At 37.8% G+C, this 25,267-nt stretch carries 26 protein-coding genes and 3 pseudogenes; 16 read left to right on the top strand and 13 right to left on the bottom strand.

Annotated elements, in window-relative coordinates; genetic code table 11:
* Positions 1-9 precede the first annotated feature (9 nt).
* The 4 genes from dnaB to rpsD all read left to right on the top strand — a co-directional run bounded on the left by dnaB (position 10) and on the right by rpsD (position 3,145).
* On the top strand, positions 10-1,362 hold the full coding sequence (gene dnaB, locus HMPREF2933_RS08420) for a replicative DNA helicase (RefSeq protein ID WP_024053275.1): 1,353 nt from the start codon (positions 10-12) through the stop codon (positions 1,360-1,362).
* Between the two features lie 3 nt (positions 1,363-1,365).
* Positions 1,366-1,638 (top strand): Veg family protein, encoded by a 273-nt coding sequence (locus HMPREF2933_RS08415; RefSeq protein WP_003026751.1) that lies wholly within the window; start codon positions 1,366-1,368, stop codon positions 1,636-1,638.
* A gap of 57 nt (positions 1,639-1,695) precedes the next feature.
* Positions 1,696-2,328: an HAD family hydrolase gene (locus HMPREF2933_RS08410; RefSeq protein ID WP_024053274.1), complete on the top strand. Its 633-nt coding sequence runs from the start codon at positions 1,696-1,698 to the stop codon at positions 2,326-2,328.
* A 205-nt stretch (positions 2,329-2,533) separates the two neighbouring features.
* Complete coding sequence (rpsD, locus tag HMPREF2933_RS08405) at positions 2,534-3,145, top strand: 30S ribosomal protein S4 (protein WP_003026749.1); 612 nt, start codon at positions 2,534-2,536, stop codon at positions 3,143-3,145.
* A 115-nt stretch (positions 3,146-3,260) separates the two neighbouring features.
* Here rpsD and HMPREF2933_RS08400 read toward each other — a convergent pair whose 3' ends face one another.
* Complete coding sequence (locus HMPREF2933_RS08400) at positions 3,261-3,794, bottom strand: TetR/AcrR family transcriptional regulator (protein ID WP_070672793.1); 534 nt, start codon at positions 3,792-3,794, stop codon at positions 3,261-3,263.
* 174 nt (positions 3,795-3,968) lie between these two features.
* On the opposite strand from HMPREF2933_RS08400, the gene HMPREF2933_RS08395 reads away from it, so the two are divergent.
* On the top strand, positions 3,969-6,545 hold the full coding sequence (locus HMPREF2933_RS08395; RefSeq protein ID WP_024053272.1) for a YhgE/Pip domain-containing protein: 2,577 nt from the start codon (positions 3,969-3,971) through the stop codon (positions 6,543-6,545).
* A gap of 39 nt (positions 6,546-6,584) precedes the next feature.
* Here the strand turns inward: HMPREF2933_RS08395 and HMPREF2933_RS08390 are convergent, their stop codons facing one another.
* Both HMPREF2933_RS08390 and HMPREF2933_RS08385 read right to left on the bottom strand, forming a co-directional pair.
* On the bottom strand, positions 6,585-7,358 hold the full coding sequence (locus tag HMPREF2933_RS08390) for a Cof-type HAD-IIB family hydrolase (RefSeq protein WP_024053271.1): 774 nt from the start codon (positions 7,356-7,358) through the stop codon (positions 6,585-6,587).
* A gap of 17 nt (positions 7,359-7,375) precedes the next feature.
* On the bottom strand, positions 7,376-8,257 hold the full coding sequence (locus HMPREF2933_RS08385; RefSeq protein WP_024053270.1) for a helix-turn-helix domain-containing protein: 882 nt from the start codon (positions 8,255-8,257) through the stop codon (positions 7,376-7,378).
* Positions 8,258-8,782: 525 nt separating this feature from the next.
* Here HMPREF2933_RS08385 and HMPREF2933_RS08380 point away from each other — a divergent pair.
* Positions 8,783-9,106: pseudogene (locus HMPREF2933_RS08380) on the top strand (hypothetical protein); the annotation flags it as partial.
* Positions 9,107-9,254: 148 nt separating this feature from the next.
* Here HMPREF2933_RS08380 and HMPREF2933_RS08375 read toward each other — a convergent pair.
* From HMPREF2933_RS08375 to HMPREF2933_RS08365, 3 genes are read right to left on the bottom strand one after another with little or no spacing between them, the layout of a single operon-like run.
* Positions 9,255-9,872, bottom strand: coding sequence for an HAD family hydrolase (locus tag HMPREF2933_RS08375; protein ID WP_024053267.1), 618 nt, complete (start codon positions 9,870-9,872; stop codon positions 9,255-9,257).
* A gap of 9 nt (positions 9,873-9,881) precedes the next feature.
* The gene (locus HMPREF2933_RS08370) at positions 9,882-10,877 is read right to left on the bottom strand and encodes a DUF4097 family beta strand repeat-containing protein (RefSeq protein WP_024053266.1); all 996 of its coding nucleotides are present in this window, start codon (positions 10,875-10,877) and stop codon (positions 9,882-9,884) included.
* Positions 10,864-11,190 (bottom strand): PadR family transcriptional regulator, encoded by a 327-nt coding sequence (locus tag HMPREF2933_RS08365; RefSeq protein WP_003026733.1) that lies wholly within the window; start codon positions 11,188-11,190, stop codon positions 10,864-10,866. Before HMPREF2933_RS08365 ends, HMPREF2933_RS08370 begins: the two co-directional genes overlap by 14 nt.
* 303 nt (positions 11,191-11,493) lie before the next feature.
* Between HMPREF2933_RS08365 and HMPREF2933_RS08360 the strand changes: the two genes are divergently transcribed.
* From HMPREF2933_RS08360 to dltD, 5 genes are read left to right on the top strand one after another with little or no spacing between them, the layout of a single operon-like run.
* The gene (locus HMPREF2933_RS08360) at positions 11,494-11,625 is read left to right on the top strand and encodes a teichoic acid D-Ala incorporation-associated protein DltX (RefSeq protein ID WP_021002226.1); all 132 of its coding nucleotides are present in this window, start codon (positions 11,494-11,496) and stop codon (positions 11,623-11,625) included.
* Between the two features lie 33 nt (positions 11,626-11,658).
* A complete protein-coding gene (gene dltA / locus HMPREF2933_RS08355; protein ID WP_206151501.1) occupies positions 11,659-13,185 on the top strand; it encodes a D-alanine--poly(phosphoribitol) ligase subunit DltA in 1,527 nt (508 codons plus the stop codon).
* A complete protein-coding gene (gene dltB / locus HMPREF2933_RS08350) occupies positions 13,182-14,426 on the top strand; it encodes a D-alanyl-lipoteichoic acid biosynthesis protein DltB (RefSeq protein WP_024053264.1) in 1,245 nt (414 codons plus the stop codon). The genes dltA and dltB overlap by 4 nt, the downstream gene beginning before the upstream one ends.
* Positions 14,427-14,441: 15 nt before the next feature.
* Positions 14,442-14,681 carry a D-alanine--poly(phosphoribitol) ligase subunit DltC gene (gene dltC, locus HMPREF2933_RS08345; RefSeq protein ID WP_003026725.1) on the top strand — a complete coding sequence of 80 codons (240 nt, stop codon included), beginning with the start codon at positions 14,442-14,444 and terminating at the stop codon, positions 14,679-14,681.
* Entirely contained in the window at positions 14,674-15,942 is a 1,269-nt protein-coding gene (gene dltD / locus HMPREF2933_RS08340) for a D-alanyl-lipoteichoic acid biosynthesis protein DltD (protein ID WP_024053263.1), read from the top strand. The genes dltC and dltD overlap by 8 nt, the downstream gene beginning before the upstream one ends.
* Positions 15,943-16,070: 128 nt before the next feature.
* Here the strand turns inward: dltD and HMPREF2933_RS08335 are convergent, their stop codons facing one another.
* Positions 16,071-16,895: a Cof-type HAD-IIB family hydrolase gene (locus tag HMPREF2933_RS08335; RefSeq protein WP_070672790.1), complete on the bottom strand. Its 825-nt coding sequence runs from the start codon at positions 16,893-16,895 to the stop codon at positions 16,071-16,073.
* A 252-nt stretch (positions 16,896-17,147) separates the two neighbouring features.
* On the opposite strand from HMPREF2933_RS08335, the gene HMPREF2933_RS08330 reads away from it, so the two are divergent.
* Positions 17,148-17,732 (top strand): DNA-3-methyladenine glycosylase, encoded by a 585-nt coding sequence (locus tag HMPREF2933_RS08330; RefSeq protein WP_024053261.1) that lies wholly within the window; start codon positions 17,148-17,150, stop codon positions 17,730-17,732.
* Positions 17,733-17,798: 66 nt separating this feature from the next.
* On the opposite strand, the pseudogene HMPREF2933_RS08325 reads toward HMPREF2933_RS08330, so the two are convergent.
* Both HMPREF2933_RS08325 and HMPREF2933_RS08320 read right to left on the bottom strand, forming a co-directional pair.
* A pseudogene (locus HMPREF2933_RS08325) lies at positions 17,799-18,972 on the bottom strand (CynX/NimT family MFS transporter).
* A gap of 65 nt (positions 18,973-19,037) precedes the next feature.
* Complete coding sequence (locus tag HMPREF2933_RS08320) at positions 19,038-19,559, bottom strand: TetR/AcrR family transcriptional regulator (protein ID WP_037593732.1); 522 nt, start codon at positions 19,557-19,559, stop codon at positions 19,038-19,040.
* 170 nt (positions 19,560-19,729) lie between these two features.
* Between HMPREF2933_RS08320 and HMPREF2933_RS08315 the strand changes: the two genes are divergently transcribed.
* Entirely contained in the window at positions 19,730-20,593 is an 864-nt protein-coding gene (locus tag HMPREF2933_RS08315; protein WP_024053257.1) for a cation diffusion facilitator family transporter, read from the top strand.
* Positions 20,594-20,782: 189 nt separating this feature from the next.
* Positions 20,783-21,082 carry a tyrosine-type recombinase/integrase gene (locus tag HMPREF2933_RS08310; protein ID WP_042754219.1) on the top strand — a complete coding sequence of 100 codons (300 nt, stop codon included), beginning with the start codon at positions 20,783-20,785 and terminating at the stop codon, positions 21,080-21,082.
* A gap of 390 nt (positions 21,083-21,472) precedes the next feature.
* On the opposite strand, the pseudogene HMPREF2933_RS10435 reads toward HMPREF2933_RS08310, so the two are convergent.
* The 3 genes and pseudogenes from HMPREF2933_RS10435 to HMPREF2933_RS08285 all read right to left on the bottom strand — a co-directional run.
* Positions 21,473-22,684, bottom strand: a pseudogene (locus tag HMPREF2933_RS10435) (helix-turn-helix domain-containing protein); the annotation flags it as partial.
* Positions 22,685-22,734: 50 nt separating this feature from the next.
* Positions 22,735-23,073 (bottom strand): Cd(II)/Zn(II)-sensing metalloregulatory transcriptional regulator CadX, encoded by a 339-nt coding sequence (cadX, locus tag HMPREF2933_RS08290; RefSeq protein ID WP_024053250.1) that lies wholly within the window; start codon positions 23,071-23,073, stop codon positions 22,735-22,737.
* A gap of 11 nt (positions 23,074-23,084) precedes the next feature.
* Positions 23,085-23,699: a CadD family cadmium resistance transporter gene (locus HMPREF2933_RS08285; RefSeq protein WP_002911684.1), complete on the bottom strand. Its 615-nt coding sequence runs from the start codon at positions 23,697-23,699 to the stop codon at positions 23,085-23,087.
* A 28-nt stretch (positions 23,700-23,727) separates the two neighbouring features.
* Between HMPREF2933_RS08285 and HMPREF2933_RS10430 the strand changes: the two genes are divergently transcribed.
* Positions 23,728-23,913, top strand: coding sequence for a hypothetical protein (locus tag HMPREF2933_RS10430; RefSeq protein ID WP_002892741.1), 186 nt, complete (start codon positions 23,728-23,730; stop codon positions 23,911-23,913).
* A gap of 205 nt (positions 23,914-24,118) precedes the next feature.
* Here HMPREF2933_RS10430 and HMPREF2933_RS08280 read toward each other — a convergent pair whose 3' ends face one another.
* A complete protein-coding gene (locus HMPREF2933_RS08280) occupies positions 24,119-24,574 on the bottom strand; it encodes a helix-turn-helix domain-containing protein (RefSeq protein ID WP_070672787.1) in 456 nt (151 codons plus the stop codon).
* Between the two features lie 311 nt (positions 24,575-24,885).
* Here HMPREF2933_RS08280 and HMPREF2933_RS08275 point away from each other — a divergent pair, with 311 nt between their 5' ends.
* The gene (locus tag HMPREF2933_RS08275) at positions 24,886-25,173 is read left to right on the top strand and encodes a hypothetical protein (RefSeq protein WP_083308060.1); all 288 of its coding nucleotides are present in this window, start codon (positions 24,886-24,888) and stop codon (positions 25,171-25,173) included.
* Positions 25,174-25,267: the final 94 nt, after the last annotated feature.

Raw genomic sequence — 25,267 nt, 5'->3', positions numbered from 1 at the left:
GGAGGTCTTATGGCAGATATTGATGAATTGCGAGCACAACCGCAGGATATTTTAGCAGAGCAATCTGTTTTAGGTGCGATTTTTATTGATGAAAGTAAGCTGGTGTTTGTTCGTGAATATATCGAGCCAACTGACTTCTTTAAATATGCCAATCGGTTAATTTTTAAAGCGATGATTGACTTGGCAGATCGAGGCGATGCCATTGATGCGACAACTGTTCGTAATATTTTAGACAGTCAGAGTGATTTGCAAAATATCGGTGGCTTGTCTTATTTGGTTGAAGTGGTTAACTCAGTACCGACTTCTGCCAATGCTGAATATTATGCTAAGATTGTAGCAGAAAAAGCTGTTTTGCGCCGGTTGATTGCGCGGCTGACAGACTCTATCAATCTAGCTTATGATGGTGCCAGTCCTGCAGATGAAATCATTGCTGGGGCTGAAAAAGCGCTAATCGATGTTAGTGAAAATGCTAGTCGAAGCGGCTTTAAAAATATTAAAGAGATTTTGAATCTTAACTTTGGTAGCTTGGAAACGCGGTCTCAGCAAACTTCTGATATTACAGGGATTGCGACAGGTTATCAAGATTTGGATCACATGACCACAGGACTGCATGAAGAAGAGTTAATCATCGTGGCAGCTCGTCCAGCGGTTGGTAAAACAGCTTTTGCTCTCAATATTGCTCAAAACATTGGAACAAAGCTAGATAAAACAGTCGCTATCTTTTCTTTAGAAATGGGGGCAGAAAGCCTGATAGACCGAATGCTAGCAGCAGAGGGATTAATTGAATCACATTCAATCCGTACAGGACAATTGACGGAGGAGGAATGGAGGAAGTATGCAATTGCACAAGGAAATCTAGCAGAAGCTAGTATTTACATTGACGATACGCCAGGAATTCGGATTACAGAAATTCGTTCGCGTGCTCGAAAATTAGCGCAAGAAACAGGAAATCTTGGATTGATCTTGATTGACTACTTGCAGTTGATTACAGGGACTGGTCGAGAGAATCGTCAGCAAGAAGTATCTGAGATCTCTCGTCAATTAAAGATTTTGGCAAAAGAGTTGAAAGTGCCAGTCATTGCGCTGAGCCAATTGTCACGGAGTGTGGAACAGCGTCAGGACAAACGGCCTGTTTTGTCAGACATTCGTGAGTCGGGTTCTATTGAGCAGGATGCAGATATTGTTGCATTTCTATATCGTGATGATTATTATGAACGCGGTGGTGAAGAATCTGAAGGGCTTCCAAACAACAAGGTTGAAGTGATTATCGAAAAGAACCGTAGCGGTGCGCGTGGTACGGTAGAATTGATTTTCCAAAAAGAATACAATAAGTTTTCAAGTATTTCCAAGAGAGAGGAATAAACAATGAGTGATGCATTTACAGATGTTGCAAAAATGAGAAAAATTAAAGAAGAAATCAAAGCCCATGAGGGCAAAATGGTAGAAATGACTCTTGAAAATGGCCGTAAACGTCAAAAAAATAAGCAAGGGCGCTTGATTGAAGTTTATCCTTCTTTGTTTATCGTTGAATATACAAGTAATGGAGGTCAACCGGGTGAGATTGAAAATACTTATGTCGAATCTTACACTTATTCAGATATTTTAACGGAGAAAAATCTCATTCGTTATTTGGATTGAGAATAAATAGGTTTTAATGGCGAAAAACTGCTTTGATTGATGTGGCTGGAGTGAAAAATGATTAAAAATCTAGTTTTTGATTTTGGCAATGTTTTAATTGAATGGAACCCTGCTAAGATTTTAGCTGCTTTTGTAGAAGATGAAGGAGACCGTAAGTGCGTCAAGGATGCTATTTTTGATTCAGGGCTTTGGGCTCAGACGGATACTGGAGAATTAACTTTGGAGGAAGCCATTCAGGCGGCTCAAACATTGCTAGATAGTTCTTACTCTGCTACTGTTGAGGCTATTTTTACTCATTGGTATGAGACAGTAGATGTTTATCATCAGCTACAAGAGAAAATTTTTGAATGGGCTCAGCTGGGATATGGCATTTATATTTTGTCTACTACAAGTGAGATATTTTATGCAGTTGAAAATGCATGTTTATTACCGATGACGAAAGTTTTGACTGGGAAAATCCTTTCTTACGAAGTAGGGTATGCAAAGCCAGATAAAAGCATCTATCAAAAGTTACTAGCTCAATACGCATTACAAGCTAATCAATGTGTATTTATAGATGATTTACAGGTTAATTTAGATGTCGCTAAAAGTCTAGGATTTGAAACTATTTTAGCAACATCTGAACAGCAAAATATAATTGCGATAGAGGAATTGTTGAAGAAGAAAGGTTATTTTCATAGAAAGAAATAATCTGGTAAAAATCCGTCTTTACAGATAGGATTTTTTTTGATATAATGGCTTTTGTGTGAAATAGCAGCAGGAGGGCATGAAGCTCGTCAACAGAATATTAGCTATAAAAGTAGCCTTGGCTGTTTAGGCGAAAATGTTCTGCACGAATCAGGGCTTTCTAAGTGACTATTTCCTCAAATTATTATTTTTACAGGAGGACATGTTTATGTCACGTTATACAGGACCATCTTGGAAACAAGCTCGTCGTTTGGGCCTTTCACTTACAGGTACAGGGAAAGAATTGGCACGTCGTAACTACGTACCAGGTCAACATGGACCAAACAACCGTAGCAAATTGTCAGAATACGGTTTGCAATTGGCTGAAAAACAAAAACTTCGTTTTACTTACGGTGTAGGTGAAAAACAATTCCGTAACTTGTTCGTACAAGCAACTAAAATCAAAGGCGGAATCCTTGGTTTTAACTTCATGCTTCTTTTGGAACGTCGTTTGGATAACGTTGTTTATCGTCTTGGACTTGCAACTACTCGTCGTCAAGCTCGTCAATTCGTAAACCACGGTCATATCCTTGTTGACGGAAAACGTGTAGATATTCCTAGCTACCGTGTATCTGTTGGTCAAGTGATTTCAGTTCGTGAAAAATCACTTAAAGTACCTGCAATTCTTGAAGCGGTTGAAGCAACTCTTGGACGTCCAGCATTTGTATCATTTGATGCTGAAAAATTAGAAGGTTCATTGACTCGCTTGCCAGAGCGCGACGAAATCAACCCAGAAATCAACGAAGCGCTTGTCGTTGAATACTATAACAAACAACTTTAATCGATGGATTATCAGAGGTTGGGAATCTTCCCAGCTTCTTTTTTTGTTGTAAAGATTACGAAGAAAAGCCCTAGAGAGCTTGTGGGTGCTACTAGGGCAAGGTATAAGAAATATTCTAATCCAACATTTTTAAAAGAAAATCTGCCATTTGTTCAGGGCTTTCTTTTTTTTCTCTAGCAATCCACATTTGACAAACTCCAAAAAAGGCGTTTGTCAGGTAAACATAGCTGTATTCTTTCTCCACTTGACTTAGTAGTTTACTACTAAAGCGCTCTTGTAGGTCTTCAGCCAGCATGATTTGGAATTTATGGCGTAAAAATGTTTGAATTTCTTTTGTTCCGTTTTCTGTTAACAAAACAGAAAGGAGGGATTCTCGTGTGAGAAAATCAAAAACTTCTATAATCGCGCTACGCTTGTCTTGAGCATACTTCTCAAAAATGTATTCTAACTTATGGAAAAGTTTCTGTTGATAATGCTCAACCATATCATATTTATCTTTGTAGTGTGTATAAAAACTACTGCGACTAATGCCGGCAGTCTTGGTCAACTTGACAGTGCTAATCTGGTCGAATGATTCGTGTTCCAGTAGCTCTACCATCGCATTTTCAATAATCATTTTTGTTTTTTGGCGCTTGTTACTTTCTGCCATATTGTCTTTCCTCTTTTGAACAAATTTATCCAACGTGTCTAAAATTTAATTTTTTCTCTTGTGAAAAATTTCAGAAACTGTATAATCTATTATATCAAATATTTAGACAATGTGTATAAAAATATTTCGAAAATTAAAATTTTTATACAGAGTGTCTAAGATAGAGGAGAAAAAATGTTCAACGAATGGAAAGCAATTTTCAAAAAACCACTCTTCATTATTGTCATGGTTGGTGTTTCCTTGATTCCTGCTCTTTATAATGTTATCTTTTTGAGCTCCATGTGGAATCCTTATGGTAAAGTTTCAGAATTGCCAGTAGCGGTTGTGAATAAAGACCAACATGCGACATTTAACAGCAACACATTGTCTGTTGGTGATGATATGGTGAAAAGTCTTAGAAAGAATGATGCTTTAGATTTTCATTTTGTATCTGAAGCAAAGGCAAAAAAAGGCTTGGAGAAAGGTGATTATTATATGATTATCACGCTTCCAAGTGATTTATCTCAAAAGGCTGCTAGTATTCTGGATAATAAACCACAAAAGATGCAGATTGATTATCAAACATCTAGCGGGCACAGCTTTATTGCTAGTAAGATGAGTGATTCGGCTATGACGCGACTTCAACAAACTGTCGCAAACAATGTGACCAATACGTATACGACTTCTCTCTTCAAGAGTATGAATAGCTTGAGGAAAGGCATGATAACAGCTGCTTCTGGTAGTGGGCAACTTGCTTCTGGCGGTCAACAATTAAAAGACGGTAGTCAAACTTTGACAGATAATTTACAGACCTTGTCTAGCTCAAGCATGACATTTGCAGACGGTGCTAATACATTGACGACAGGTTTGGGAACCTATACGCTTGGGGTGCATCAGCTGTCAGACGGAATTGGTACGCTATCGACACGCCTTTCAGCTTATACGTCAGGTGTCGGTCAATTGGCTTCTGGTTCAGATACGCTTTCAAAAGGTCTGACAGACTATACAAATGCTGTTGGTCAATTGGCTGACGGTTCAAGAGAATTATCAGATGGTTTAAATGCGTATGCCAATGGTGTAGCAAATCTTGCAGGCGGTGCGAATCAGTTAAATGCTCAATCGCAAAATTTATTGGCTGGAGTCAATCAATTGACCGCTTCTAATGGAGAAATTCAAAAATTATCAAGCGGTGCGCATCAATTAGCTACGGGTCTGAATACGTTAATGACAACTGTTCAACAATCTGGCATGACTGCTGAACAAGTTCAAAAGCTACAGGATTTGCAAGCAGGTTTAACTGCTGTGCAAACCGCTCTTTCAACTGGATCAGACTTGTCAGCCGCTAAAGCAAGCATGACGACTGCTTTAAGCGATATGGAAACGGCTGCGAACACGCTTGCCAATAGTGCGACGACAGACAAGACTACGATTGCAACTAACGTGGCTGCTACAGCTGCTTATCAAAAGTTAAGTGCTAGTGAGCAGGCAGAAATCAATGCTGCGATTTCGCAAACTCCAAGTCAAACTGCTACGACTGCGGCAAGTCTATTGACAAATATTCAAGCGCTCAAGACGCAAGTGACGAACTTGCCAGAGCAATCTTCTAATCAACAAAGTGTAGCTGTCATCGGACAAGCGAAAGGTGCGCTTTCAGAGCTTCAAACGAGCGCACAACAATCCCAATCAAAAATCCTTGCAGCTTTACAACAATCAACTGCGGGTGCTAATCAAGTAGGAGCAGGTATTGATCAATTGGCAAAAGGTGTAACCGACTACACCAATGGGGTTGCGCAGATAACAGCAGGAGTTAATACCTTATCTAGTAAGAATGACCAATTGACGTCTGGCATGGCAAAAATCAATTCCGGAGCTAATCAATTGGCGGCTAATAATGGTCAAATTGATGCCGGCTTGGCAAAATTAGCAGACGGAGCTAGTCAATTAGTGAACAATTCTGCTACACTCGTGTCAGGGGCAGACAAACTGTCTGATGGTGCTGGTAAAATAGCAGATGGTTCTACGAAGCTGGCAGACGGCAGCTCAACTATCACGTCTAATCTGGGGACACTTGTGTCGGGTGCGGACAGCTTGACAGCAGGTTTGACAGATGCCAAAAATCAATTATCTATGGTGACAACCAATAAAGCCAATGCTAAAGCTCTCGCAAATCCATTGACAACGAAGAAAATAGATAAAGACCATGTTGGTAAAAATGGTATCGGGATGGCACCATACATGATTTCTGTGGCACTCTTTGTAGCAGCTATTTCAACCAATATCATCTTTAGCACGTTACCTTCTGGTAAGAAGCCAAAGACACGTATGGAATGGTTGAAAGCACGTATTCAAGTCAACGGCATGATTTCTCTCTTAGCAGGTTTGTTGGTGTACGGTGCGGTACATATGATTGGCTTAACCGCCAACCACGAATGGGCAACGCTTGGTATCATTCTTTTGACCAGCATGTGCTTCATGGCGGTGGTGACGGCTCTGGTAACGTGGGACACTAAGCTTGGTGCTTTCACTTCTTTGATTTTGTTATTGTTGCAACTAGCCTCTAGTGCAGGGACTTACCCACTTCCGTTGACGGATAAGATTTTCCAAGATGTCAATCCTTGGTTGCCGATGAGCTATTCTGTTTCGGCTTTGCGTCAAACGATTTCGATGACGGGGCAAGTCGGCGGACAGGTTGCCTTCATGACAATCGTTCTGCTGCTCTTTGTTGGTCTTGGTTTCTTGGTTTACAATCCAAATAAAAAAGAATTAGTTTAATCAAAAAGCTCTTGTATCTTGAATACAGGAGCTTCTTTTTTAAATTAAACCAAAGTGAGCAAGGGCGTGTGGAATGCCATTTTCATCATTAGAGTGTGTGATGAAAGTGGCTGCTTCTTTGACGGTTGCTTGGCTATTGCCCATTGCAATGGGATAATCTACTGTTTCAAACATGGTCAGGTCATTGAGTCCGTCTCCGAATGCGTAAGTCGGTGCTTTATCTGCCAGCAAGGTCAGCAGGTGCTGAATCCCAGAGCCTTTGTTACAGCCGTGTGGCGTGATGTCTATCGAGTAGGGGCTGTTACGGAAAAAGTGCAGTTCAGGGACTTCTGTTTGGTACTGGGTGTCTTTTTCGGGCTCTTCACTAAAAATGAGCAACATCTGACAAGGCTGGTTTTGATAAATGGTTGGCCCGACTTGGGGCAGGTCTTGATGAAAATATCGGAAATTCTGCTGAACGGTCGGGCTGAGCGCCGTCACACGCATTTCTCCTTGCGAATAAAAACCGAGGTCATGCTCATTTTCCTTTGCCAGTTGCAGGAGCTTGAGAATGCTGTTTTGTGCAATTCGTCCTTCAAACAGGAATTGCTTTTCATGGAGGATTTCCATGCCATTTAGCAAGATAGCGGAATGAATCCCAGCGTCTTTCAGAACCGTCCCCATTTCTCCGCGCCCGCGCCCCGTACAGATAATAGGCAGAAAGCCGTTGGCTCGTAGTTGAGCAATGGCTGTTTTGTTGTCTGCTGGGACTTGTCCTTGGCTATCAACCAAGGTGCCGTCAATATCAAAAAATACAAATCCGTTGTAAGTCATTTGCTTCTCTGTCTCCTTTAAGGTGCTGAAGTTCCACGTGAAACATGAGAGAAAGGGGAAGTACGATGCTGTTTGACTTCTTCTTTCAAGTTTTCGAGCAAGGTCGTTTCTTCTGTCAGCTCAAGCAACTGGAGACCTTTCTGGATAAGGTCGTCGTCTCTTTGGCAAATACCCAGACGAACCTGAGCAAAGCCGAGCTTGTCGTATCGTTTTGTTTGCCTGGCGAGCGGTAAGATCATCTCGGTGATACGCTGGCAATCGTCAAGGCAATTGTTGTAAAGGTAGATGGTCGAAAGGTTGGCTAAAATGGAGAATTGTGTACTGTGAATTTCTTTGTAATGCTTATACTTGTTGAGACTGGCTAAGATTTTTTCCGTTATATTTTGAATGGTTTCTAGTGGGAAGAAGTAAAGAATAACACTTAGTAAATTTAGGTCACTTTCATAAAAAGTATCTCGTTTTTCTAAATCTGTCCATAACTGTTGGGCTAAAACTTGTGCTTGACTACTGATTTTATTTTTTCTAATTTCAATTAGTATATTTGCCATACGCAAAATATTGCTAATGGGAATATCATGATGAGCTTTCAAGTAGGCTTCACACTGTTTGGTTAAATCCAGTAATTGTTCTGTTTCAACGACAGATAAATAATTTTTAAATTGCAAGATAATCTTCATTCTGTGATTTGAATGATAATAATCACAAAGATATTCAAATTCCCCAAAGCTCATGTCAATCTGGTGGAGCAGAAATTCCATGGTTTCATAGCTGGGAACGGATTGGTTGCTTTCAAACTTGGAAAGATTGGAGCGAGAAATCCAATCTCCGCAAATCTCTTGCTGGGTGATTCCCTTTGCTTTTCGAATCGTCTTGTAAACTGTTCCAATATCCCAACGCATAGGCGACTCCTTGTGTTAAATATGAAATGTGAAAATAGTGGGCATTTTGTGAATGCCTTTTCATCATATTATATCATATAGATGAAAGGAGAAAAAGTGATGAAGAAAAATACCTTTTCTGCTTCTGCCGTCCATTAAGGACTGTGTGTTCAAACTGTTTTGAAAGTGGTTAATCCTCTTTTTCAGAAAATTTCCTATAATTTCCCATTCATGTTATACTAAATGAGATGATTTTTCTGGATTTCGTTGGCTGATGAGGTGAGGCGAGACAATTTTACTTCGTCCGCGCAGCTGACAAGGCAAACTGATTGTCGTTCACTTCGTCCGCCCGGCGGACAGCATGAATCAAAAGTAGTTTATCTCGTCCGCCGGGCGGACGGAGTAAACCAAAAGTAAGGGAAACTTTCTGCCGGGCGGACGAAGCAAACAAAAAGTAGTTGAGGTCATCCGCCGCGCTGACGGAAAAAGGAGAAGTCATTGAAACGGTCGCTTTAAGTGACAAGTAAAAAAGGAAAGAAGGAATTTATGAAGCAAGAAAAGCTCATTGGACTTAAGATTAGTAATCTCCGTCATGCGGAATTCACGCAGTTTATCACTCGTTTTTTAGACGATGTGGAGAAAGAAGCGCTCGACTTTAAAAATGAGGATGTCATTACCGCTCTCGTCAAGAAGATAAAAGCAGCCTTGCCTGCTTATCAAGCCTCTCTCGGTCAGATTCGGGCGAGTGAAAAGTCAGCTTCGATTAGTGCGGCTGACGAATTGCGCGACGCTGATTTGCAAGCTCTTCGCGATGCGCTGAAACCTTATCGGGCAGCCAAGCGGGAAGAGGAAAAGTCAGCTTTTTTTTCATGTTTAGTAACCTCACTTTTTCCTTTTTCAACCTAAATGTATCACAAAAATAAGAAAAAACAAGTCTATTTTAAAGGAAAATTTATGATATAATAAAGTTGATAACGTTAAAAAAACTAGAGCGAAACAACTCTAGTTTTTTGCATGCTCAGCCTAAAATCTCTAGAATCTCTGTCAAATTATCAATAGTCCAATCTGGTGTTTCTGCTGGATTCGTTATGTGGTTCAAGTGGCTAAATCCCTGTCGGATCCAAATGGTTTGCATTCCAAGTTGTTTAGCCGGAAGAATATCATTGTCCAAACGGTCGCTAATCATCACAGCGTGTTCAGCCAAATAGTTCGCTTGTTGGAAAGCTAACTCAAAAATAGCGAAATCGGGTTTTGCCAAGCCAACATCGGCAGAGGAAATCACCAGATCAATCCAAGAATCAATACCAAATCTTCTCAATCTTGCTTGCAAGTTCGGTAACTGGTTGGCAATAATCCCAATCTTGTAGTGTTGGTGGAGAGTTTTCAGCACTTGCTTGCAGTCAGGATACAGCACCTTTAAATCAGACCTCCAAGACGGACGCTTCAGACCATAATCGTTCAGAGCTTCCGCATCGCCTTTTTTATTTTCCTTAAAATAGTGGTTCATAGTTTGATAAAATGCTGCATAAGAAATATTAGTATCCGCAATAGCCTGTTCAATCCGATCTTTGTAGGCTTTTTCTTCATTTACCAAAGTTGATCCAACATCAAAGAATAACCAATGAATCTCTTTCATGCGAAACCTCTAATAAAGATTGATGTCTCCGCTGACAGCTTGGATAGTAAGAGAATCTGTAGAAGCCATTGCTTGGTGGTGGATTGTGTTGCAAATGATTTGGTGGCTCGGCTGGAGCTGATTAGAGATAGAAATGTCTCCGTGCACTGTTTCAAGATCATAGCTGAAATCATGGTGCAGCAGATGAAGTGAAATATCTCCGCTAGTTGTTTGAATGAAAGTCTTACCAGCAATTTCTAAAGAATGCGTGTCGAGATCCCCTGACACAAGAGACAGCTTACAATCCGTCAATTTGGCATGTGCCAGATGGATATCGCCACTGATAAGGGTAACATCGGTTTGTTGCAAATGGCAATGCCGCATAGTCAGATCGCCACTTGAAAGCTCAATCGTTCCTTTTTGTGTTTGAAGATGAGATACAGCTACATCACCAGAAGTTGCTTGAAGTGAGAATGATTGAAGAATCTTGCCATTCGGGATTTGAATGCAGATGGGATGATTATCAAAACCGTTTTTCATGACATTAATAATCCAGTCCAAACCACTATAATGCGTGTTGCCTTTTTCTGTAATGTGCCACTTCTCGTTTTGAACAGTAGAAATGATTTGATTGTTGCCTTTTCCATTATAGTATTTGATGTGGAAAAAATCATCAGGTGAAGGCTCAATAAGAATATCTTGCGTGGTGACATCAATATGCAATTCAGAGATTGTTGCATAGTCTTCAAAGATATAAGCATTGTCGGTATATGATTGGTGATTGTGTGCAGATGACTGGTGTTGAGGACGAGTTGACGTTTCTTCTGCTTGATTTGCTGAAAGTGAGCGAATAATCTCTTCGGCTGCGTCTTTGGGATCTCCCAACTCCTCAATGACTTGTGCTTCATTTTCAGATCCGGCTTCTTCGAAGTATTCCGTAAAATAATCCATTGCTTCTTTATAATCTGCTTCTGGCAATGTTTTCAAGTATTTCTCTAGTGCGGCTAAATAGTCAGTTTTTGTCATGGCGAATGCTCCCTTCTATGATACCGTTGACTGTCGCTGTATATAACTTCCACTCCCTTTTAAGGGTGTTTAACTGCTTTCGTCCCTCTGGAGTAAGGGAGTAATACTTCCGTTTTCGACCTTGATATTCTTGCGAGTAAGTTGTTAAGTAACGATTCTTTTCTAACTTTTTTAAAATAGGATATAAGGTTGATTCCTTGATATTGGCAATCAATTTAATCGTTTGGCTAATCTCATAGCCATAGGAATCTTCACTTTCCAAAATCGCTAGAATGAGAAATTCAATTAGGGTAGAAGATGTTGGAAAATACATGAGCCACCTCCTATGTATAATATTTTTATATATAATTTTTCTATACATAGTATAGCGCTTTTCACTTTCAAATTCAAGAAAATATATAAAATTTTTATATATTTTTAAAAGGTAAGTCTAAAACTATTTTCTTTTCTAGTTTTTTGAGACAGCACATCTGTGATTTCCCTAGGTTTGTTGTAAATAAACCTTAATTCTAGCTTAATTCCTCAATTAAAGAATGTTTTGTATTGAAAAATAGCGTTAGAAAATGGTAAAATATATTAAGTCTTATCTAGAAGTAAGACAAAAGTGATGAATATGATGAAAAAACATAAAATAATTTTTAAATTTCTTGGACAGACGCTGCTTTATTTTGTGATATTTCTAGCGTTGCTTTATTTCTTTAATTATCTTGGCCAAGGCCAAGGTGGTTTTATCTATAATGAATTTTAGGAGCAGACTGTGACCAATTCAGTAATTAACGACATGATTGAAACGATTGAGTATTTTGCTCAGTCTCAACCAGATTTTCCAGTTTACAATGTTCTAGGAGAAGTTCATACTTATCATGATTTGAAAGTGGACTCGGATTCGCTCGCTGCAAAGATTGACAGCCTTGCGCTTCCTGAAAAGTCACCAGTGGTGGTGTTTGGTGGGCAAGAATACGACATGCTGGCAACCTTTGTAGCTTTGACGAAGTCAGGGCATGCTTATATTCCGATTGATAGTCATTCAGCTCTGGAGCGCGTGACAGCGATTGTGGAAGTGGCACAGCCTAGTCTCATCATTGCAATCAATGACTTTCCGCTGAAAGATGTGAACATACCAATTCTTGACTTGGCAGCAGTTCAAACTGCTTTTGCAGCCAAACATCCTTACGAAATTACACACCCTGTTAAAGGTGATGATAATTACTATATCATTTTCACTTCGGGAACGACTGGAAAGCCAAAGGGTGTGCAAATCTCGCACGATAATTTGCTTAGCTTTACCAACTGGATGATTACAGATAAGGAATTTGCGACTCCAGCTCGTCCGCAAATGTTGGCGCAGCCACCTTATTCTTTTGACTTATCGGTTATGTACTGGGCGCCAACCTTGGCACTTGGAGGAACACTTTTTGCAGTTCTGTCTGCCATTACGCAAGATTTCAAGCAGCTGTTTGAGACTATTTTGAACTTGCCAATCGCTATTTGGACATCAACACCGTCTTTTGCAGATATGGCGATGCTGTCTGAGGATTTCAATGCTGAAAAAATGCCAGGCATTACGCATTTCTACTTTGACGGAGAAGAATTGACGGTTAAAACAGCTCAAAAATTGCGTGATCGTTTTCCAAATGCACGTATTATTAATGCTTACGGTCCGACAGAAGCAACTGTGGCTCTATCTGCTGTTGCTATAACGGATGACATGCTGACAAATATGAAACGCTTGCCGATTGGCTATACCAAAGCGGATTCTCCAACTTTTGTGATTGATGAAGACGGAAACAAACTGCCGAATGGTGAGCAAGGAGAAATCATTATATCTGGACCAGCTGTATCAAAAGGCTATATGAACAACCCAGAGAAAACAGCCGAAGCATTTTTTGAGTTTGAAGGGTTACCAGCCTATCATACAGGCGATGTTGGTACTATGACAGATGAAGGTTTACTGCTTTATGGCGGTCGTATGGATTTCCAAATCAAGTTCAACGGTTTTCGTATTGAATTAGAAGATGTTTCCCAAAACCTGAACAAGTCTCAATATGTGGACTCAGCTGTGGCTGTACCGCGTTACAATAAAGATCATAAAGTACAAAACCTTCTAGCCTATGTCATCCTGAAGGACGGGGTTAAGGAACAATTTGAGCGTGAGATTGACATCACCAAAGCTATCAAAGAAGATTTGCAAGATATTATGATGTCTTATATGATGCCTTCCAAATTCCTTTATCGGGATTCCTTGCCATTGACACCAAATGGTAAGATTGATATTAAAGGTTTGATTAGCGAGGTCAACAACCGATGATGGATTTCATAAGACAGCTTCCTCACTTGGAACCGTACGGGGATCCGCAGTATTTTGTTTATATCATTTTAGCCGTTTTGCCAATCTTTGTTGGTTTATTCTTCAAAAAAAGATTTCCCATTTATGAAGCTCTGGTCAGCTTTGCTTTCATCATATTTATGTTAATTGGACCTAAATTAACACAAATCTATGCTCTACTGTTTTATGTTCTTTGGCAAATACTTTGGGTTTGGACTTATAAAATTTATCGAAAAACGGGAGATAGCAAATGGATTTTCTATTTGCACATTGCTTTGTCTATCCTACCGCTTTTCTTTGTAAAGGTAACGCCAGCTATTTATGGTCATCAATCACTCTTGGGCTTTTTAGGAATTTCCTACTTAACTTTCCGTTCAGTAGGAATGATGATTGAGCTGCGGGATGGTGTTCTAAAAGACTTTAACTTATGGGAATTTCTACGTTTCATGCTCTTTATGCCAACTTTTTCAAGTGGGCCGATTGATCGTTTTAAGCGGTTCAATCAAGATTATGAAAATATCCCTGAGCGTGATGAACTGCTAGATATGTTGGAGCAATCCGTTCAATACATAATGCTTGGTTTCTTATACAAGTTTATTCTTGCACATATTTTAGGCTCAATGATTTTGCCTCCTCTCAAGCAATATGCAGTGCAAATGGGTGGTATCTTCAACCTGCCAACTCTAGGAGTGATGTATGTATTTGGATTGGATTTATTTTTTGACTTTGCGGGTTATTCCATGTTTGCCCTCGCTATTTCTAATCTAATGGGAATTAAAAGTCCGATTAACTTTAACAAACCATTTATCTCTCATGATTTGAAAGAGTTTTGGAATCGTTGGCATATGAGCCTGTCATTCTGGTTTCGTGATTTTGTATTTATGCGGCTAGTCACAGTACTTATCCGAAACAAAGTTTTTAAAAATCGGAATACCACTTCAAGTGTCGCTTATATCATCAATATGTTGGTCATGGGCTTTTGGCACGGAGTCACTTGGTATTATATTGCTTATGGACTTTTTCATGGTCTAGGACTCGTTATCAATGACGCTTGGGTGCGGAAGAAAAAGACCATCAATAAAGAGCGGAAAAAGAAGAATTTGCCACCATTACCAGATAACAAATGGACACAAGCAGTAGGGATGTTTATCACCTTTAATGTTGTAATGTTTTCATTCTTAATCTTCTCAGGATTTTTGAATGACTTATGGTTTAAAAAATAAAAAAGGAGTTCTCTAATGGACGTAAAAGCAGAAGTATTAGAAATTATTGATGATTTATTTATGGAAGATGTATCAGACATGATGGACGAAGATTTGTTTGATGCAGGAGTTCTGGACAGTATGGGAACGGTTGAATTGATTGTTGAATTAGAAAACCGTTTTGACATTCATGTTCCCGTCTCAGAATTTGGTCGTGATGATTGGAATACTGCTAATAAAATTATTGAAGGCGTAACGGAGCTTCGTAATGCTTAAACGATTGTGGCTCATTTTAGGCCCAGTTTTCTGCGCCCTTTTGATGGTGGTGGCTTTACTATTTTTCTACCCAACCAAGCAACAACATGATTACCAAGCTGAAAAGCGCTCGGCTGTTTCTTTGACGGCGGGAAGTTTCAAGGGAAGAACGCAAAAAGTACGTGCTTTGACAGATAAGAAGCACCGCTTTGTTCCTTACTTTGGTTCAAGTGAATGGCTGCGCTTTGACAGCATGCATCCTGCGGTTTTGTCAGAAAAATATAAGCGTAATTATCGTCCGTATTTTTTAGGACAACGAGGAGCCGCATCTCTTACGCAATATTTTGGCATGCAGCAAATGCTTCCGCAGTTAAAAAATAAGCCAGCTGTCTATGTTGTCTCTCCTCAATGGTTTACTAAAAAAGGCTACAGTCCAGCAGCATTTCAACAATATTTTAATAGTGATCAATTGACTAGTTTCTTGCGCCAGCAAGAAGGAGACATTGATGCTCAATATGCGGCGAAGCGTCTCTTACAACTGTATCCGACAGTGGCTATGAAAGACAATGTAAAAAAAATAGCTAATCATCAGAAACTGTCAAACTTTGACAAACAGTACATCCGTCTTATCAGCCGTTTAAATAAACGTGAGGATTCCCTTTTCAGTTCTCTTTTTGCCGAACGTAATGAGAATTATGAAAAATTGGTACAGCCTCAAATTAAGCGTTTGCCAGATAAATTTTCTTATCAGGATTTGGAAGAATTTGCGACAAAAGATGCTCAAAGAAACACGACTAATAATGATTTAGGAATTGATAATAAATTTTATAAGCATCGCTTGCGGAAACGTATTAAAAAGTTTAAAGGAAAGCAAGCAAAGTTTTCTTATACCAAATCTCCCGAGTATAACGATTTACAACTTGTTTTGAAGCAATTTGCCAAGTCAAAAACGAATCCAATCTTTGTTATTCCCCCTGTCAATGCAAAATGGATGGCCTATACTGGTTTGAGTCAAGAAAAGTATCAACAAGCGGTGAAGAAAATTCGTTATCAGTTGGAAAGTCAAGGTTTTACCAATATCGCGGACTTTTCAAACGATGGTGGGAAGCCCTACTTTATGCAAGACACCATTCACATGGGCTGGCTTGGCTGGTTGGCGTTTGATAAGGCTGTCAATCCTTTTATTTCCAATCCCAAGCCTGCTCCGACTTACCAGATGAATGATCGATTCTTCAGCAAAGAATGGGCAAATTATGACGGAGCAATTGAGAATTTTAAATAAGAAAAAGAAAACACGAACACAAATTAACTAGTTGGTTGCTAGTTTGCTTGTCCGTGTTTTTTTATATGGGGAACTAGAGAATTTTATGAATCTGTCAGCTTTTCTATTGTATTTTGGAAAGATAGCTGTTAATCTAAAACATATTGCTCTATTGCTTGAGCGACACCATGATTATTATTGGTGTGGGTAACGGCTGCAGCTTGCTCTTTGACTGCTTTAGGAGCATTTCCCATAGCCACTCCTAATCCGGCTAATTTCAGCATGGGGAGGTCGTTGAAATTATCACCAATTGCCATGACTTGCTGGAGAGGAATTTGGTAAAAATGAGCAATCTCTTGAAGAGCATTTTCCTTAGAAACCTGTTTAGCTGTAACTTCTAGATAATTCTCTTTGGAAAGATAAAAGGCTGTTTTAGGAAAATTTGTGTTTTGCAGAGAGTCGTGAAGATTTTGGATGGTGATTGCTTCACCTATCAGAAGAAGTTTGTGAATAGAAGTCCGCCCTTCTACAACAGAAACTAGAGATTGAAGGATAGGATTTTCACCGGTAATATCTGCTTCTTCCTGACCCCATTTGTCAATCTGTTCAGCAAACCAATCCTTTCCTGAATAGAGATTAATAGCTACAGCTGGAAACTTCTCTTGGACGAGCTCTAGCAAATACTGAACTTCTTTTTTATCCAAACCGTGTTCCATTAAAACATCATAATTCTGGGAATTTCCTTTGATGACAAGAGCGCCATTGTAGCAGGCCAATGGATTGTCAATGAGACCAAGTTGCTGTGCGATTGGTTCCATGCCAAGTGGTGAACGCGCAGATGCCAACACAAAAGGGATTCCTTTTTCCTGCAAAAGAGGAAGCTGTGTTTTTAGCTGATAATCAACTTGGTGTTGGTCATTTAAAATGGTACCGTCAATATCGCTTATGACAAGGCGGATAGGTCGTTTGTTCATAAAATTTCTTCCTTATAAGCATGATATCATTGTGGGGTGATAATCAGAATGTTCATTTTTCTTCTTTGTTATTATTTTAACACAAAAAAGAATTTTTGAAAGCGGTTTAGCTGTTTTCTATTAAGACAAATTTAAGCAAAACAAGGTATATTATAACTAATCCTAAAAAACTTTTTTCATCATAAACTCCTAAACAAAAAAGCAGTCTTTCTCGATTGCTTTTTTGTATGGAATTCATGTTATAATGAAATTATGTTATCAAAAGAATTTAAACATATCATGCAGACAGATACAGTCGCAACGGCTAAGTCTTTGTTAGGTATGCAATTGTGCTTAGACGGACAAGTGTTGGGACGAATTGTTGAGACAGAAGCCTATTTGGGAGCTAAAGATAGTGCTTGTCATAGTGCGTGTGGCAGACGAACACCAAAAAACGAGTCTATGTACTTATCTGCTGGACACTGGTATGTCTATCAAATCTACGGGCATCAAATGCTGAATTTAGTCACAAGGGCTGAGAATGTCGCAGAAGCCGTCTTGATTCGAGCCTTGGAATTACCAGACGGGACATTGCTTGCCAACGGCCCAGGAAAATTAACCAAATTTGCAAGGATTAGCAAGGAATTTGATGGCCAAGATTTGACCACTTCAAGGTTGCAATTAGTAGAAAATGCTGTCCCGCTTCAAATTGGCTCGCGCTCTCGAATTGGCGTGACCTGCACAGATGAATGGCGAGCTGTGCCTCTGGGCTTTTATGTTATGGGCAATCGGCACGTTTCTAAAATTTCGAAGGTAGGTTTATTGCCAGATGTTAAGACATGGAAAATAGATAATTAAAAAAACAGAGTGGAGAAAAGAACCCAACAACTGAAAAAGGTTCACTCTCCATTCTGTTTTTGATTTTTATAAAATTTTATCAGATTTTTCTACATAAAAGAGAGCAATAATCATAATGATTGTAAGAATGAGCAAGACACATACAGCAGGTAGCCAAGAATGGAAGAAATCGGCACTATAACCAAATAGAGCTGGTCCAAAAGCAGCTAGTAAATAACCACCTGTTTGTGCTAAGCCAGATAGCTGAGCAGTTTGTTCAGGGCTACTCGTTTTTGTTGAAAAAGTAACCATAAGATATGGGAAAAGAGCACTCGCAGCTGACCCAATGAAAATATTTGCAATGAGCCAATAAAAGAAATCATTCGTTTGGATTAAGAGCATGCTAATACCAAGGACACCCGCAGCAGAGATAATTGCTAACATTATCATACGATGACGAGGAGACAGCCGTGTTGTCAAGCTAGGAATGGTCATTGAAAATGGCAGACTAATCAGATTAAAAACAGAAGCTAAAAATCCAGCAGAAGCATTTGAAATGCCAGCTTGTATGGCCATCGTCGGCAACCATGTTAGGCAAGTGTAAAAGAGTAGTGATTGCAGACCACCAAAAATAATAATAGCTCAGACTTTTTTATTTTTCCAAATAGTGTTGCCTTGACTTGATTTGTCTTTGCTGACTAAGTAGTGATTGTAGGAAGTATTTGGCAACCAAACTAAAAATGCTAAAAGACAAACCATTGTCAAAAAAAGGACAAGACCTTGCCATGAAGTTGCTTTTGTTATCGGCACTGCAATAGAAGAAGCAATAGCGGTTGATAGCCCCATAGAGGTTACATACATGGTTGTCAAGAGTCCAATCCGATGCGGTTGATTGGCTTGGATGACACTTGGAAGTAAAACATTAAGTACTGCCTGCAATGGAAACTCCAATGAGAATCATCCCCACATAAAGAAGTGGTAGATTAAAAATCCGAATGAAGGATCCAATGGTAAGCAGAGCAAGGACGAGAGTAAAAAGCCGTTCGAGCCCAATTTTGCTCGCTAAACGCGCCGAAAATGAAGAGCAGAGAGCAAACATGATTAAGGGCAGACTGGTCAAAAGACCGAGGGAATTAACTGAAACATGAAGCCCGTTGGCAATGTCTGTTAAGACAGTTGGAAGCGTTGTAAAGGGCGTCCGCAAAGCGACACCCATCATGATAATTCCTGGTAATAAAAAGATAGAATGTTGTTTTTTCATAAATTCTCCTAGAAGGGTTCTTAAAAAAATTATACCATAGCGATAACCAAAATTATAGCCCTATATTAGTGCATTAGCTCAAGATAGTAGGCTGTAATAGTGGCTTCATCGATTTTATTTCGTTGTCCCAACCACCAAGTAACCGTTTCGATAAAAGTTGTCGTGACATAATTTTTTAAAAATGGTTCTGGTAAATTAGATTTTTGTGTCAATAGCTTTTCGCGAATGAGAGGAAAGAGATAGTGTTCTAGCTCTAATTTTAAACGATTGATAAAATAAATATTTTTTGACAATAATAAAGTGGCTATTTTATCTTGGTTTTTCCTGAAATGGTAAAAAATATGAGCTGTTGCGTCAAAAAGTTCACTTGCTTGGTAGCGCTCAACAAACGTATGCTGGAACAAATCTTGGCACATTTCTTCAAGTAGTGCCTCTTTTGTCTCAAAATGAGCATAGAAAGTCGACCGACCGACATCTGCAAGGTCAATGATTTCTTGAACTGTGAGGGACTCATAGCTTTTTTGATTCAAAAGAGTGAGAAAAGCCTGATAAATGGCTGTGCGTGATTTTTTAACTCGTCTATCCATCATTTCCGAACAAATCTCCTTAAATGTACACTATCAAACGAAGCATTAGATTTGTTTCTTGTTTCCTCCGTTAAAATAGTAGATAATATAATTGAACAAAGTGTTTTGTTTTGAATACATTATACAATAAATAAAATCAAATCTCAATGTGCGATTAGAAGGAGACAATAATGAAATCAAGCAAAAATGTCTGGATTGCATTTCTATTAAACTTTTCTTTTGCAGTTATTGAATTTATCTTTGGAGTTCTTTTTAATTCTAGTGCTGTGTTAGCAGATGCGGTGCATGATACGGGTGATGCCCTAGCGATTGGTTTATCAGCATTTTTTGAAAAAATTTCCAATAGACGAGGTGATAGAAACTATACATTAGGCTATAAACGGTATAGTTTGCTGGGAGCTATGTTGACTTCTACCATTTTAATAGTGGGTTCTATTCTCATTCTGGTTGAAAATGTACCCAAATTGTTTGCGCCTGAACGGGTAAATTACGACGGTATGCTTATCTTGGGAATTTTTGCAATTGTAATCAACTTTGCAGCCAGCAGGGTGGTTAGTCATGGACGGACGCACAATGAATCCATTCTGAGTCTGCATTTCTTAGAAGATATTTTAGGCTGGTTGGCTGTGACCTTTGTATCCTTCATTCTTCGTTTTACAAACTGGTATTTCCTTGACCCATTGCTTTCACTCATCATTTCAACCTTTATCTTGAGTAAAGCACTACCAAAGTTTTGGGAAAATATTCAAATCTTTCTTGATCACGTACCGAGCGATGTAAATCTGAATGACCTTTATGTAGAAATTCAAACAATCGAGAATATCCAAACAGTCACTCAGCTAAATGTTTGGACAACCGATGGACTAGAAAAATTTGCGATGATTCATATTTGCATGAAACATCCCGAACAACAAGCAGAAACTCAGCAGCTCATTCGCCAACATCTCAAAATGTATGGAATTACAAAAGTAACCATTCAGACAGACGAAAGTTTAGATGAGCACGAAGAATGCTGTATTGGTGAGCAACAGTGAGGGGCAAAAAGTTTAAGACAGATGTTTTAAACTCTTTATTTCTATGTTTTCTTTTTAATGATTGTTGAAAATTCTACTTTCATAAAATGGTTGATTATTTTACTTATAAATTAAAATATGGAAACTAGTATCACGTATATTAAATGTAAGAATCAGTAAGGTAGCCCATTGTATCATACAGAAACTTCAATGTTCTTAAGAGGTAGGACTAGTCAGTCAGCAAAATATAATAAGAAAAGTGGAAAACCCTATAAGGATATTGACGACCTAGTCGATTTTGGTAGACCTATTCACATAGTTCCCCACATGTTTCGACATAGTTTTGTTTCAGTCATGGCTGATAAGAATGTAAGCCTAAATGTTATCCGAGAATTTGTGGGACATTCAGAAGATAGTAGAGAGATAGAAAAAATCTACCTTTATGTCATGCAAAAAGGGAAACATAAGATTGAACAAGCTATGATAGATTTGGCTGAAATGATTTCTTGATGATTATAAATATTTGATATTTAGTTTGAGATATAAGAAAAAACCTTTGAAAGATTGATTTCATAGGCTTTAAATATCATTTGCGATTTCTATAAATGAGTATTCCAATAGACAAAGAGATAGTAATCAAAGCACTTATCGATAATATTTTTATATTATTAGTAAAAATATCTACAACTTGAAGAACAGAGACCAAACTAACGATGAAAAGCATAATTTCCATAATCCTATCCTTTTGTAACTCATTAAATTGATTTCGCTCCTTTAACAAATTGAATTCTTCTTGCTTAATTTTTTCTATATATTCATCATGCTTAAAGTAAGAATTCTTTTGTAAATGAGTAAATAAGTCAAAAATAGCTCGATGATTGATTCGATAGATAAAAAGAGAACTAAATCAATAAGGTCGATTTCGCTTAGTCCTTGAGCTGCAGCTTCTTCAATTCTTTTCTTATCCTCTAGTGAAAATCTTGTTGGCTCTAATTGAATAGTGTGCCTTTCTTGAATTGGTCTTGTTGCATAAGGGTTGGAACCCAACTGATAATTTCATCAAAAGTTCTTTCCTCAGTCCTTTCTATATCATTGGATTGATAAATATTAATGCCTAGATTTGCCAACTCTTCTTTAGAATATTTTTGATATAACTCTGTGATATCCTTACCTTGACTGAGTAATTTCATATAGTCCTCAGATATCTGTTTGAATTTCACTCCATCTATTTGTTGACCACCAGTCATACTAAACGAAGAGGTTGTTCTTCCTTTTTGAGAAATAACTAACGGGACGGATGTAAGGTAAGATTTTGGACTATTCTCTTTATACATTCTTTCTAATATATCATTTACCATAAATCCGATATTAAATAAGGGATTTTCTTTGAGTTTTTTTATTAGATTAGGGATAATTTCTGTCGAAACATTATCATACCACCATTTATTGATGAGAGGGTCAATGTTTTCTTGCCTAAATGTTGAGGGTATGTCATTTCCGCCTAATTCAAATAGGATACCACAGACATTAACTTCAAATGATTTAATTAAATTATCCCCTAACATCAACTAAAGAATATCAAATATTTCTTCAAAATCAATGACAGTCAATTCATTGATGGTACGGGTTCTAAAACTTCTAGCGGGGTTATAACTTTTTCCACCGACCATACGTCAATGTCATCTTTCTTGTGAAAAGTATCCATTTCAGTTTCAGTAGAAATCATAAATCTTTTTCTTTGAATATTGAAATTTGCAAATGTCTTGGCAATACTTAGACAACTTGATTGGATTGAAATTAAATCATCACTCATGAAAGAATATAGTTTTTCATCTACAGCCTCTAAATCTCTATATAAAATAGAACTGAAAAAATAATGAAACAGATTCTCAATAAACTCATCTAACTCTCCAAAAACGATATACGTATAGCTCGAAGCGGTTAGAGCATTTAAATAAACTAACATCGAACTCGTAATTGGTCGCTTACCACTTTCAACTTGACTAACTTGACCTGCATTGCCTAGTTCGCTTTGTGTAATATTGTATTTTTTCTTAAATTTTTGATACGAGTAGGTATTTCTTGTGAATAATTTTCTTCAAAAAATTTCATATATAATCCCCCTATAATCATGGAAAAGTAGAAAGTAGTAAAAATAGTTGTTATCCTAGTTGATTAAAAAAATCTCTGATTTCCTCATCTTTTATAAAATAATATATAATTTTCCCCTCTCTTCTAGTGTCCAAGATGTTTTGATTGGCTAGTTTACGAAGATGGTGGGAGGCAGATGCCATACTGAGATTTAATAAACAGGCTATATCGCAGACACAGAGTTCTTCGACGGAAAGGAGATAAAAGATGATATTTATCTGTTTATTATCGGTAAATTTTGATAAAATGCGAAGTGATTTTTGGACTTTTTCCTTTTCAAGGTAGTTCGTTGCGGTTGTAACATTTTGTTGATTTATAACATCCACTTGACAGATACTATCTTTATTCATAATTTTTTCTCCTAGCCTAACACAGCCCATAGCATGTCAAAGCTGTTGTTTTCAATCAGGATATACATCCCCAATCCTAAATAGACAACGGCAATAAACCATCTGCTATATTTTTCCAAAGTTTCTCCAACAGAAGGGACTTGTGCTAATTTTTGGGCAGAAAAAACCAAGAGATAAATCATGACTAGAAAAGTAAGTAAAGTCACTATCAAATTCGCTAAATTTAAGGTGGTAAAATATGGGACAAAGACACCAATATTGTCAGCGCCACAACTTGCAAAAGTAATCATAGCGACTAGAAAAATCAGGTTTTTATTGTCTTTTCGCAAACCATCTTTTGCAATAGCTTCTCCATCAGAATCTCCTAAAAGCAAAACTTTGAGGCCTAGGAAAATTGGAATCAAACCGAGTAAACCTAAAATCTCTTTACTAGGAATATAATTTAAGACAAATGCAAAAAGCAAACTTAGGAATATTAGACTAACAGAGCCTAGAAATTGCCCTAAATAGATGTTAATGATGTCCTTTCTGCTTTTTCTTTTGGCAAAAAATAACATTAGGATAATAAGTAAGTCTACGGCTGTCCCAGAATACAGGATTATTGAAGTAACAATATTTTGAATCATAAAACACCTCATTCAAATATATTTTTGAATGTATTCTAACATTAAACTTTGTAGATGTCAACTTAAAATCCACCAAAATATAGATAAGAAGTTAGTGTACCAAATATTAAAAAGCCCTGCCATCGAAATGATAGCAGGGCTTAACTTCAATATCCAGATGATATATTTATCTAAAAAAGGTAGAGTAAAAGGTAGAGTTTTTATTGATTTGTAGTGCGATATAATGAGTTTCAAAAAATCAAAAATCGCTTAAAATCAATATTTTGACGTCTATTGACGTGTACTGAAACCCTTATTTAACCTCTGTAATTTAGTTGTTGCGCAGTGTTTAGAATACTGCGTTTTGTTGTGTTCTAATAAGGTTTTAGTTACTAAAAATAGGTCTATTTTGTATCAGTTGTTTCCGAATTGTTGCCAATTTAAAACTTATCACTTATAATAGCTGATTTTAGTTGTGAGATAATTCGCTGTAGTATCTGAATTTGCTTATCGTTTAAGTCATGTTGTTCAATTAACTCTTCCATGATTTGTTTACTTCCTTTTTTATAGTTCGTATATTCTGCAAGGATAGCCAAACTTAAACTTGGATATAAATCAGCAGGAAGACTTTCTATATTAGACAAATCAAATTCAGAAAGTGGTATCCTTTTTGTATGATGACTAATAAAAGTCTTACCTAAAAGATAATCTGTACTTGTATCAAGTATATCAGCCAGCTTTATTAAGTTATCGAAATTTGGTTCACGCTTTCCATTTTCCCAATTAGTAAAAGTATTTTGTTTCACTCCTACTTTTTCTCCTAACTCTTTTTGAGTCATTCCTCTTTTTAGTCGCATTTCTTTTAGTCTTTCAGGAAATACATTTGTATTGTTCATAAAATCAATCCTTTCAAAATAAATCTCAAAAAGACGTATTTTTAGTTGACAAACACGTCAAAAAGAGATACCATATAAATAATCACAATATGACGTTATTAGTATATCATTTCTGTGTATTTTGTTCAAGGAGGGTATAGCCTATAAAGTATTATTACGAAGATATTGAAAAGAAAACTGGTAAATCACACTCAACTATCAAGCGTTGGAGGAGAGAAATTGAGAAACTAGTAGGGTATAAATTTGAGCAGGAATACATTCGGACAAGTCAAAAGACTTATAATTGGGTCTATGTATTTAGTGAAGATGAAATGCAAAAATTCATATCTTTATCTGATGAACTCTTTTTTGGAGAAAAACTTGATAGTTCTATCAAAAAGGTGTGGGGCGACCTAGACGCTCAGTTCAAACAGGATTTAAGTAAGGATTTAGAAGTTCTCTGGGGAGTCTTTGAAAAACTTGAACGAAAAGTAAACCAAGATATTAAGGAACTTGAGAACAGGAATGTTAGCCTTGCTCAACGTGTGTATACGTTGGAAACTAAATTAAAGGAATTTGAAGAAGAAAAGTCAAAAGGTTTCTTTAGTTTCAGAAGATGATTATTCTGTGAGGGCAGATATGGGGAGTGCCGGTGGGCTGTACGCAGGGGCGTTATGCCCACAACGGCACGAATTCCCTAGATGCTCGAACGCA

This window comes from Streptococcus sp. HMSC066F10 (assembly GCF_001813805.1).
GTDB lineage: Bacteria > Bacillota > Bacilli > Lactobacillales > Streptococcaceae > Streptococcus > Streptococcus vaginalis.
The sequence above is the reverse complement of the archived record's forward strand: the minus strand, read 5'-3'. Positions and strand labels throughout refer to the sequence as shown.